At 60.7% G+C, this 10,994-nt stretch carries 8 protein-coding genes; 4 read left to right on the top strand and 4 right to left on the bottom strand.

Annotated features, from left to right (window positions below; translation table 11 throughout):
* Window positions 1-866: 866 nt before the first annotated feature.
* Window positions 867-1,091, bottom strand: a complete 225-nt coding sequence (locus tag DBZ45_RS04180; protein WP_146617445.1) for a hypothetical protein — start codon at window positions 1,089-1,091, stop codon at window positions 867-869.
* A 1,251-nt stretch (window positions 1,092-2,342) separates the two neighbouring features.
* Between DBZ45_RS04180 and DBZ45_RS04195 the strand changes: the two genes are divergently transcribed.
* The 3 genes from DBZ45_RS04195 to DBZ45_RS04210 all read left to right on the top strand — a co-directional run bounded on the left by DBZ45_RS04195 (window position 2,343) and on the right by DBZ45_RS04210 (window position 5,819).
* On the top strand, window positions 2,343-2,909 hold the full coding sequence (locus DBZ45_RS04195; protein ID WP_111902698.1) for a hypothetical protein: 567 nt from the start codon (window positions 2,343-2,345) through the stop codon (window positions 2,907-2,909).
* Between the two features lie 732 nt (window positions 2,910-3,641).
* On the top strand, window positions 3,642-5,132 hold the full coding sequence (locus DBZ45_RS04205; RefSeq protein ID WP_111902700.1) for an insulinase family protein: 1,491 nt from the start codon (window positions 3,642-3,644) through the stop codon (window positions 5,130-5,132).
* 159 nt (window positions 5,133-5,291) lie between these two features.
* A complete protein-coding gene (locus DBZ45_RS04210) occupies window positions 5,292-5,819 on the top strand; it encodes a hypothetical protein (protein ID WP_111902701.1) in 528 nt (175 codons plus the stop codon).
* A gap of 167 nt (window positions 5,820-5,986) precedes the next feature.
* Here DBZ45_RS04210 and DBZ45_RS22595 read toward each other — a convergent pair whose 3' ends face one another.
* Complete coding sequence (locus tag DBZ45_RS22595) at window positions 5,987-6,169, bottom strand: hypothetical protein (protein WP_146617446.1); 183 nt, start codon at window positions 6,167-6,169, stop codon at window positions 5,987-5,989.
* 295 nt (window positions 6,170-6,464) lie between these two features.
* On the opposite strand from DBZ45_RS22595, the gene DBZ45_RS04220 reads away from it, so the two are divergent.
* The gene (locus tag DBZ45_RS04220; protein WP_146617447.1) at window positions 6,465-6,725 is read left to right on the top strand and encodes a hypothetical protein; all 261 of its coding nucleotides are present in this window, start codon (window positions 6,465-6,467) and stop codon (window positions 6,723-6,725) included.
* A 1,760-nt stretch (window positions 6,726-8,485) separates the two neighbouring features.
* On the opposite strand, the gene istB is transcribed toward DBZ45_RS04220, so the two are convergent.
* Together istB and istA are read right to left on the bottom strand one after the other, a co-directional pair.
* Window positions 8,486-9,274 (bottom strand): IS21-like element helper ATPase IstB, encoded by a 789-nt coding sequence (gene istB, locus DBZ45_RS04225; RefSeq protein ID WP_111902704.1) that lies wholly within the window; start codon window positions 9,272-9,274, stop codon window positions 8,486-8,488.
* The gene (istA, locus tag DBZ45_RS04230; RefSeq protein ID WP_190243005.1) at window positions 9,271-10,797 is read right to left on the bottom strand and encodes an IS21 family transposase; all 1,527 of its coding nucleotides are present in this window, start codon (window positions 10,795-10,797) and stop codon (window positions 9,271-9,273) included. Before istA ends, istB begins: the two co-directional genes overlap by 4 nt.
* Window positions 10,798-10,994: the final 197 nt, after the last annotated feature.

A 10,994-nucleotide genomic window follows, 5' to 3' on the forward strand; every position in this document is an offset into this window, starting at 1 on the left:
TGGACCAAAGTCGTCCTCCACCCGGCCGGAACCTGACAGAACCCGGACAGGAGAACCTTCGATGTTGAAACGAACGATTTACAGGACGTGGTACTGATGCGGGCAATGGTTTACCGCGGACCGTACCCCCCCCCCAGTTCAGTCCCGCTCGAGCGTCTTGTCGAGCTCCCGCCAACGCTCCCACGTAGACTGACTTGTCACGCCAAGCGCACCCGCGATCTCGGTCCAGGAGAGTCCGGCTTTCCGTGCCTGCCGTACGGTCCCCAACTCGGTTTGGTCACATTTCTGCCGGACCTCCTGGATGCACCGGAGTGTGAGCAATAATTCTTGCTGCCACGCCTGATCCGTCGTGTCGGAGTACCGCCGCTTGGGTCCTGTGAGAGCGCGCGGGGTGCTGGTCCCTGGTTGATACACGCGCATACCCGATCGAAGCCACGCTCAAATGTAACGCAGACGCTGCTTCTGATATATAGACAGCGAACACGGATCATGAGACAGGACACGCCGAGTACCGCGCGCTGTCCTCTCAGGTCTCACAAATGGTCGTTTATAACTGTTGTCGAAATCAGAAGCTGGCTGCACTTTTGCCAGAGGTCCTCCGCCGTCGGATCCACACGCTCGCCGACGGAGCTATGAATTCTGCTCGCTTCCGTGCCTCGTCCTTATCAGCTAGGGGGCGACGCCTGCCCACCTGTCGCATAACTAAGGATGAATACCCGATTTCCGCCAGAAGGTTATGAACCATAGTTACGAGAATCGCGCTTGCCATGGCCTGTTCGAGACTCCGCAGAAGGTCTGTGTCCGTGCAGGTCACCGGACTATTCGCTCGTTGAGACGTCGCGTTTCCCAAGGCTTGCAAGACACTCCTAGGCCAGCAGCATACGAAGTGCAACGATCACGGCACCGGCCAAGAAGAGAAGAGAGCAGAAGAAAATGCCGAGCAGCTCCATGCCCCTCGCTTGCTCCGCCTGGTCGCGGACAGGAAGTACTTTGAACTTTTCCGTGACGATGTACAACTGGTATGCGGCTATGCGCTTACGGAAAAGAAACCAAACGGCCCCTATCGCCATAAATACGATGCCCCCTTCCATGTTTCCCCCGATCTGGCGCGGCTGGCCTATTGCGCACTGACACTACTCCAGTCTCCTTAAGGAAGTGCCTTGGGGTGGGGCGACCTCGTACGCGGGATATGAGACGTCCGATGTAGTAGTTGCGGCTGCTCTGCGGTGCGTCTATTCGGACTGGGCAAACGGGGCGGACAGCTCAACACCCCGGACAGGACTCTTGCAGGTGCTGGCAAATCCCGATGCTGGACCGGCTTACGGGACGTTATACGGACCGGCCTCTACCGGGACGTTCCCGTGGAAGGATGTCACGCAGACGACAGCGTTCGTGCGGAATAGGAAAGGACGCGATTGGAGACTGGGCACCGGTGGAGCGTGCGTTGGTGGATTCGCCTCGCAGGCATTGCTGCCGTTCTAATCCTACTGGGACAACAATTCTCGACGATCGGCTTCGTTGATCGTGGAGAAATGGCTGCTTCTGAAGTCCCTCTCGGCTGGACCACGATCGGTGCCTTCGCTTTGCTCGTGGTGCTGCTGATGTTCCGCCCCTACATAGAAGTCCGGACGGATGGCCAAGTCGTGCTGCAGGGCCCTATCCAGAGACACATTTTTCATCGCGAACAGGTCAAGGATGTGCGCCCTACAGAATGGGGGCTGAGATTCACGCTCGAAGATGGCTCCCAAACGACTAGCATCGTCTGCCACAACACTTGGTCCCGCAAGGAGCCGCGGTGGATGGATGTGGCTCAAGTAGTTACAGGCCGTAGGCCAAGCTTGGAAGATCGCGACAGTCGGTGAGACGCGGTGCAAACAAACGGAACCTGTAAGGCACGTCCGTAGAGACTTCCAGAAGGGGGCAGCCTGGTGCTGGGAGTAGTTTGGCAGATCATGCCCCCTTCTCGCTCCCTGGAGTTTTCTCTTGTCGGCTTTTGAGTTCCCTCCAGGCCTGAGCTGATTGGTAAGCGCACAAGAGCGCCAAGACAAAAGCAATGACGGCTATCAGTGTCTTTAGGGAAGCGTCCCACTCAAAGAGGATTACAGCGGAGCACAGGCCAGTTGCCATTAGTAGGAGGCGGCTGTTCCTAAAGGAGCGCAGCTGAGTGAACGACCACTGGCGCATCTTGTCCCCATCCATGGCTAAAGGTAACAAGCTGAGGGCGCAGCTGAAAGGGAAACAAAGCAAATTTAGGCGACCAACGACCAAGTATCCGTTAGGGGTTCCCCAAGCGTCAATGCAATTCCTCCCGCCCGGGTATCAGTGCGGGCTAGGATCAAAAAATGGAAGCCGAGATAAAGAAGCCCTCGCCACCAGGACGGTGGGAAAAGGCACTAACTCGATCGTACTGGTGGGTTCTCCTCGGTGGCATGTTGATCTCCAGCATTCTCCGTGTACCGCTCGGTTTCTGGCCGTCACTCGCACTCACCGTCGCCGTCATCGTTGCCTTTACACTCGTGGTCGCGCGACTGGCAGCATCGGAGCGGGAGGCTCGTCTCGTCCGGGACGTTGAGCGCGGACTCATCGAATGCGCAATCCGATACTCCAAGGCTCTCCCTGGTTCGCTGAGCAGCAGGTGGGAACAGGGATTCGCCGAGGTGAACAATGGAATTATCAAATTCCGGCCCCTGTTTGGCGAGATGGAATCACCCGCGGGGCATGTGCGAGAGTTCAGCGACTTGTCCTCCTACCGATTGCTCGACCTCCCCCCGAAGAGGCCGGCGGAGCTCAAGCGGTCCTGGAAAATCGCAGCAATTGGCACCGACAAGGGAGACCTGGAAGTAGCCACCGGCGAAGCAGGTCTGAGCCTGCTCGCTGGCCATATCGACCCCAACACTGGTCCTTCCTGAGAACTTCTCTACAAGAACAAGAACAAGAACAACAACAAGAACGCTACGTGGGCTCGTTGAGAACGGAACATTTGGCCGTTTAGCGTCATGCCCCTTGCCCCTAATTACGACTTCTTGGCCGTATTTGGCCAGTCTTGGCGGAGAACCGATATTCCGCCCGGTCAGGGTTCGGCAACGGGAGCAGTTACGACGAGTATGGTGGCTTTATATTTACGCCTCAGCATAGGGCGGTTGGAGTAGGCAGGGTGAATCGCAGTGATGGACCGAGCGCACTTGGACCAAAAGCCTCGAAGTAGGCTCGCGCCCGTCTGGTCAGCGGTACTACTCTTGATGGTTTTCTTGCTCGGACTGGTGTGGCCCACATTCAGGGTTGTTTCGATCGCAATAATCGCCCTGTCAGGTTTGGTCCTGTTTGTGACGGGCACGTACGTCGTCCGTATGGCCGAGGCTCCGGGCGAAGAACGCTCACCGTCTAAAGCCCGTGTGACTGCCGTGGGGAACAAACGTACTGCGGCGGGTCTCGCCTGCCTCATAGGGGCAGCCTTCTTGATTGTTCTCCTTGAGAACCATGGAACCTAGTCCCCGATGTCAGCTTGGAAGGAAAACTTCCAGAGACGTGGGCAGGGCCTAGAGACTCGTCCCGTGGAGGGTTCCCCACGCGGGTGTTGCCGCTCCTACCCGGGGGCGCGTCTGACACTCTGCGGAATGGCTCGATCTGCAAGACTGTGACCCATGATGCAGACGGTGCAAACGACCTCCCACAAAGGGATTACGTCTTTCAGGCTGGACCGCGATGGCCTCTGCACTGGCACGTTGATTTTCGGTGTCGGAATGCGTGATGAGCCGCCCACGCTTGCCGGGATCACCCACCTGCTTGAGCACGTGCTTTTGCGTGTGGTGCAGCCCGTAACGGTCCTGCACGGCGGTACCGTGACCACGGACTCACTCCAGTTCTACGCCGTGGGCAAACCGGATGATGTTGCCGCCTTCCTGAATGCGATCGCGGCCGCCGTATCAACCTTCCAAGAGCTAACTGATGAAGTTATCGCCCTTGAAAAGTCGGTCCTTGAGGCCGAGGACCCGCACAAGTTCAGCAATGTCTCCAGCGGCTTGTTGACCTACCGGTACGGAACCAATGGGGTGGGCGCCGCACAATTCGGGGCACCGGCCACGACCGGTCTGACCAAAGCTGAACTTATCGAATGGGCCTGCCGGTGGCTCGTCGCTGGCAATACCGCCCTCACCTTCACTGGCTCCGTGCCCTCAGCCTTGGACATCAGTCTGCCAGCGGGCGGACCCGTAAGTCATCATCAGGATCCACCGCTCATCACGACTCCGACTCTGATCAAGTCCCGGAAACAGGGCGTCGCGCTGTCTCTTCTGGTGCCGTCCCGGGACGCCGATCTTCTCTGTGAAGCACTGCGCTACGAACTACTGGCCCGGCTCCGTCACGACTTCGGAATCATCTATTCCGTAGAGAACTTCACAACCGCGATCGATAACGAGCAGAGCCAGCTCGACCTCATTCTCGATCCGGTCAGAGAGAACACCGTCCCGGCTTTCAAGGAAAGCATCAACACCCTCCGCGGCATTGTCGATGCCGGGTTCAGTGAGGACGCCGTCCAGTCGGCACGGCACGCCCTGACGGCCGAGTTGGGATGGGACGACTACGTACCCCAGGACTACCTGGACAAATCGGCGATTAACGCCCTGCTCGGACGAAGCACTCGGGACCGGCAGGAACTCCTCGACCGGGCGACAGCAATCAGCTCCACCGAACTCACAACGATCCTGAGAACCAGCATCGGCTCGCTGATCGTCGCCGTCGATGATTCGGTGAAACTTTCCAAGGCGGACGCCGGAAGCCTAGGACTTGCGATGGATCGTTACGAGATCTGGCAGCGGACCAAGGAAGCGAAAAATCGTCAGTCGCCAGTAGAAGGCCAGCATGGAAATACAACATGGCGCCATAAGTCCTCCCCCACCACACTGGTGCTGACCCCAACACACCTTATAAGCCAGAACTCCGGCAAAACGAAGACCATCTCGCTGGCCGACGTGGCCGTCGTCGGAGACCGCAGCTGCGGCTGCATCTCACTGATGGACCAACGAGGCAGAAGCAGCGACCTCAACATGGATGAATGGAAAGCCGGCAAGAAGCTCAGGAAGCAACTGATCGACGCATTTCCGCCCGAGATCATCCGGCCCTTTCCCGAAGAATAGATGCTCGAAAGACGGCCTCGTCACTTGAATCGAAACCCGCCCGTGAAAGCGTTTCTGGCGGGAACTATGGTCTAGACCGAACGACCTGTGTCGTGAAGGGTTCGGCTCCTGGTAAAGCCGACCGTCAGAGAAGCGAAATCCGAAAGATAAGATGCGCGGATGAGGATGTCGTACCCGCACTGGATCCAATTTCAAGGTCAAAAGCTTGGCCTCGTGTGGCAAACGGACGACGAAGCTGGCGATGAAGGCGATACCGACGGTGTTCTCGTCTCTGAGGGCCAGATCGTATGGGCCCGCGTTCAAGAGGACTTTTTGGAGCTGGCCCGGCAACACAACATCACCTTGGAAGCAGGCAACGAGGAACCTCAAAACCTTGACGGGATTGAAGACCTGCTCCAGTTGCCGGCATCAGATGACATCTGCGCGCAGCTGCTAAATGCGTGGAACCTCCTCGGCGACATTGCACGCAGCGTGAATGCATCACTTGATGACCGAGGACCGGAGGCCGACAAGTGCTACGAAAAACTCTTCTACGGCAATAACCTCCCCAGCATCACTCCCCCGGGTGAGCACTACAGCCCGTATCTCGATGACCAGGAGCAGCGCGTTGTTACGGAAATCCTGGACCGTGGCCGGGTGATCTTGGCCAGCCGTCTCGGCCGTCGAGCGACGACGTCTGGAAACTGACACGGCCAAGTGGCCGGTCGGTGCGTTCGTGCAATTGGCTTCGATTGGCCTAGCCCATCGGAACCATTCCGGTTGCCGTTCAGCAAAAGGATTAGTCAGCCTGCTGCGGAGGCCAGGCTCGGCGCCAGGGCATTGACCCCAAGTTAGGCATCCACTGTCGGATGTTGTCATTCCTTCTTTTTGGTCTTTTGCGTCAATATCGTGAAGCTCGCCACAAGCATGACGCTCGTAGCCAGAGTCGGCCAGAACATGTCGCTTGACGTTCCCATCGTCAGCGCGAGGATGCCACCGCAAACAATAGCGGCAATTATCAGACTGCCGACGATCGCCAGAATCTGCTTCTTTCTCACCAAATCCTCCGAGTCGATTGCTAAGACTGTAAACCTCGTCGAGAAATCCCGGTAGAGAGCGGCAGCCTGGTACCAAGGGAAGAGTCTGCCGGAATGGTGCAGGCGCTGGCAGACACACGGGTCGCATAGCAGGCCCATCCGCTGACCTCGGCAGTGCGGGACCTGACTAGGGCGATCCTGACAGCGACCGCTGTGCCCGGGGCAGACGCCCTGCTGGCCGCAGTTGGGGCAGGCCGAGGAAGTTCACTGGATCGGAGACTCGGCATCCTCCGCCTATTTCAAGATTCCCGATGACGTGCCTCGCGCGGTACCGCATCAACAGGTCTTCCCCGTCACGGCACGGTTTGATACGGAAAGCGGCGTCGCTCTGCAGCTGGTCCTGAAGATCCGCGACGGTAAGCTCGAGCACCTCGGCATAGACACGGTCGGCGAACCTGAGGAACCGCTGGAGGAGATCCCCGACCGCTGGCCGTCCCTGGACGAGGTGCAGTATCTCATCGAGGGCCCTGACGGCACCGGCCTGCAGGTTTCTCCAAATCCACCGGCCCAGGCCTAAGGAATCAGCTCCACAACGGATCAGGCAAATCCATCGCCAACAACTAACGCAGGCCGCAAAGTGCCGTGAGGGGTTCCAAGACTGGATACTGCCGGGGGTCGCTCAAGGCGCCAAACGCGGTGCGAAAACGGGCGACGTGCGTCTTCGTTTGGGTTTACCGCCGGCTCTGCGCTCGATAGAGGAGTTAGAAGCGGTGCCATGCACGTCCGTGGCGATAACGGACAGCCGTGCCAGGGAAGCCAGCTGGCCCGAGGTCAATGACGTCCAAGATGCCTTGTTCGGCAGGTGGCACGAAGTCTGGATCTGCCCACTGAGGCGGGCCTGCCCGTTCCGGTCGAGTTATTTCAGTGGCCGGTTCAACAAAAGGCGAAACGGAATCAACATCGTCCGCTTCTCTAAAGACTGGAATTCCAGGGAAGGCGTGCCCGGCAAAGGCCAGCAGCCCCGCACCTGAATAGAAGGTCTCACCTTCGCTATGCGGAACCGCGGAGCTCGCATCCCACAACCAGGTAGCCCTGGCCAGTTTACGGAAGGCGCCATGATCCAGCGCGTTCACGGCGTCAATACCGTGCGCAGGACAGTAATCATCAGTAGGTATTGATCCGATCATCCAGCCGGGATCTTCATCGAGATCGTGACGCTCTGCTTCTTCCCGGCAGATGCACCCAGACGCTTCGCTGTCCCTACGAGTTAGGCCTCCGCCGTAGGATCTCACAAGGTGCGCTGTCCAGACCGGCCCCTCTGTACCAGGTACCTCCCAAACGGTCGCTGCCAACTGCCGATGCGCCCACCAACGCCAAGCGACTTGCGCCGCCCAAAGAACCGTCAGCAATGAAGCCACGCCGGCGACTGAGACCGTCGTCGGAGCAAAGATAGTTTCAGGAGCTACCGTGACTTGACCTCCGCCGTTGGCTAACTGCACCAGGAATGTCGCCCACAACAGAAGGGCGACAACTGCCAGAACCACCACGACCCCACGACCACGGGCCAAGGCGCCGTGCTCGGCCCCCAGTGCTTTGGATCCAACATGCACCCTGCTGCCGTCCCGGAGTCGATCGGCCAGCGATCGAACCTTTCGGAGTTGCCTGAGCGACGCCCTGACTTCCCTACCTGCCAACAGCAATCCCGTTAGGGCACCTACCGCCCATACTGGAGTGGAACTCGACCCACCTGCGGCGTGGACCAGCCAACACGCTGTGAAGATCACCGGCGACGCGAAGGCTGCTCGTCTGCCCAAAGCCCAGCCGAAGGCCGCGAAGTAAACAGCTGCAAGGGTCGCGCCGATGACAGCGACTTCCAGAGGCGCCAGGGCTACCTCCGGACTCGGCGCCGGGGCAGCTTCCCAGCCTTGGTCAGCCACGAAGGCCCCGGCCACCGTGCCAACACCTGCCAGCCAGACAGTTAACGTCACCCGGATCCCGGAACCACGACTTGGCAAAGCAGCCCAATCCGACTTGCTCGGCCTGAGAAGCTCACGAACATTACTCATGGCATTTATCCTGCCTGAATACCCACCCCTTGATTGACGGCTCACTGCTCATCTAACTTGCCGCCAGGGCTGCGCTACGAATTCACTGCCTAATGGCTCTGCGATCCACAAACAATTTGGACTAGACCAAGGAACCTATGTCAATGGCCAGTAGTTTGTGCCCACGGGCGGCCAGTTAATGTGCCCGCTGGTGGCCAGTAAAACTGCCCGGTGATGGCCAACAGATCTGCCCACTGAAGGTTTCGGCGGGGTTGGCCATCGTGGGGTCGTGTCAGTTCAGTTGGGTGACTCCTTTTCCCGCGAGGGCCTGGGTGAGGCGGATGGAATCGCCGCTGGTCTGGCAGACATGGGCGTGGTGCAGCAGCCGGTCCACGGTGGCGGTGGCCAGGGTTTTGGGCATGAGCTCGTCAAAGCCTGCCGGGTGAAGGTTCGATGAGATCGCGACGGAGCGCTTTTCGTAGGCTGCGTCCACGACCCGGTAGAGGCCTTCGGCGGCGTCGGTGGCCACCGGCAGGAGCCCGATGTCATCGATCACGACGAGTTCGGCGCGTAGGATTCTGGCGACGGCCCGGGTGACGCTGTCGTCGGTGCGGTGGGCCCGGATCAGGGCGCCGAGGTCCTCGAGCCTGAACCAGGCCACGCGCATGCCGGCTTCGACGGCTTGCTGGCCGAGGGCTTCGAGGAAGAATGTTTTCCCCGTGCCGGACGGTCCGCAGACGACCAGGTTCTCCCGCCGGCCGATCCATTCCAGGGTGCGCAGGGCCTGCTGGGTCGGCGCGGGGATCGAGGAGACGGCGGGGTCCCAGGCGTCGAAGGTTTTCCCCGTGGGGAAGCCTGCTGCCTTGCGCCGGGTGGCGAGCATGGACCGGGCCCGGCCGGCTGTTTCCTCGGTGAACAGTGCCTTGATGATCTCTGCCGGTTCCCAGCGCTGGGCGCGTGCGGTCGCAATCAGCTCCGGGGCCAAAGCCCGGGCGTGGGGCATTTTGAGCTGCCGCATCAGTGCTTCGAGTTCGGCCGGCAGGGGCGGGGCGGTCGTGTTCGTGGTGCTGACAGGGCTCATCGGTTCTGCTCCTTCACAGGGGCGGGTTCAGTGCCCAGGCCGGCCCATGCACTGGTGCCCTGGGTCAGGGACCGGGTCTCGTCCGCGGCGTGGGTAGTGGTGCGTCGGATGTTGGCGTTCAGGATCGAGGCCAGATCGCCGTGAGCGAAGCGGCCATGAAGCGCGGCGTCACCCAGGGCCCGGTCCACCGCCTCGGCGCCGGCGATTTTGGCCAGCGTCACGGCCTCAGCCATTTTCACGTTCATCCGGGCCGTCCCGGTCCCGGCGGCTTCCACGAGCCAGGTCCTCGCGCCCTCGCCGATGGCAAGGAACTCGGCCTCACCGGCGTTGCGGGCCTTCACTGCGTAGTCGCCCGGGATCCTGGTCCTGGTTCCGGGAAAGTGCTCTTCGATGATCGCGGGGCTGCCGGGCCTGGCCCGGTGATGACGGGCGACCTCGACCGGACCGGCGGAGCCGTGGTGGACGATGATGACCTGTTCATCGGGCCCGGTGCCGTGGGAGCGGACGAACACCCTCGCGCCGAGCAGATGCGCGGGCACGGAGTACTGGGCGTTCTCGAAGGTGACCATCGGGGTGTTCTCCGGGACGGTGCGGGCCACTCCGAACGCGACCGTGTGCGCGGTCTCCGGGATCCGGTGCAGCCGGAGCTGTTCCTCTGCCAGCACCGCTGCCGGTTTGCGCCGGATGGTGCGGTGCTCCCGGTTGTTCACCTCGTCCATGAATGCCTCGCAGGCCGCCTCGAGAGCGGTGAAGGAACCGTAGTCCGCCCGCAGGTTGGTCTCTTTTGGGACGATATCGGCCTTGGCTAGCTTCACGGACGCTTCGACCCCGCCCTTGGTGGCGGGGTCCGCCGGCTGGCAGGTCAGCACTGTGACCCCGTAGTGGCGGGCGAAGTCCAGGGTTTGCTGGTTCCGCACCGGCACCCCGGCCACGTGGGCCGTGGTCACAGTTTTCTCGTTGTCCGTGAGGACATAGGTCGGTGCCCCGCCCAGGATCCGGAAGCAGCGGTCCAGAGCGGCGAACACGCTCGGCGCGGTCCGGTCCCGCAACGGGATCACGATCCTGAACCTCGAGAACGCCAGCCAGGCCACGAACAGGATGGTCTTCACCCCGCCGATCCGTGGTCCGTCGCCGAAGTCGTACTGCAGCCACATCCCGGGCTCGGTGATCCACGGTCGGTGAACGCGGGTGTGTCCCAGCCGCCACGCGGCCTTGACCTGCGCGATCGCCCGGCGGGTGGATCGCTCGGACCCCGCGTAACCCATGGCGAGGAGCTTCGCGTGGGCTTTATCGGCACGGATCCGTCCTTTGGACGCCTCGACCCATTCCTCGATCTTGGGCAGGTAAGTGTCCGTGACCCGGGGCCTGGGCGCGGGTTCGGCGATCGGCCGGCCGGCGTCCCGTGCCGCTACATGCCTGGCTACAGTGTGGTGCGAACAGCCCGTGAGCTCGGCCGTGGCGCGCAACGATCCGGTCAGATCGTAGGCAGCAAGAATTTCCATGATTTCTCCGTCATGCTTCATACAGGGCCTCTTCCTGGGACGACATTTGGTGCGACTAGACACCGTCATCAAATCCCGGGGAGAGGCCCCCACCGCTTAAGACGCGGCAGGTTCAGTAAGGAAGTGGGCAGATCTCATGGCCACCAACGGGCAGTTCTACTGGCCGTCAGTGGGCATTTCCGTGGCCGCCTACGGGCAGTTTTTCATGGCCGCTAACA

The organism is Arthrobacter globiformis (genome assembly GCF_003261175.1).
In the GTDB taxonomy this organism is placed as follows: Bacteria; Actinomycetota; Actinomycetes; order Actinomycetales; family Micrococcaceae; genus Arthrobacter; species Arthrobacter globiformis_A.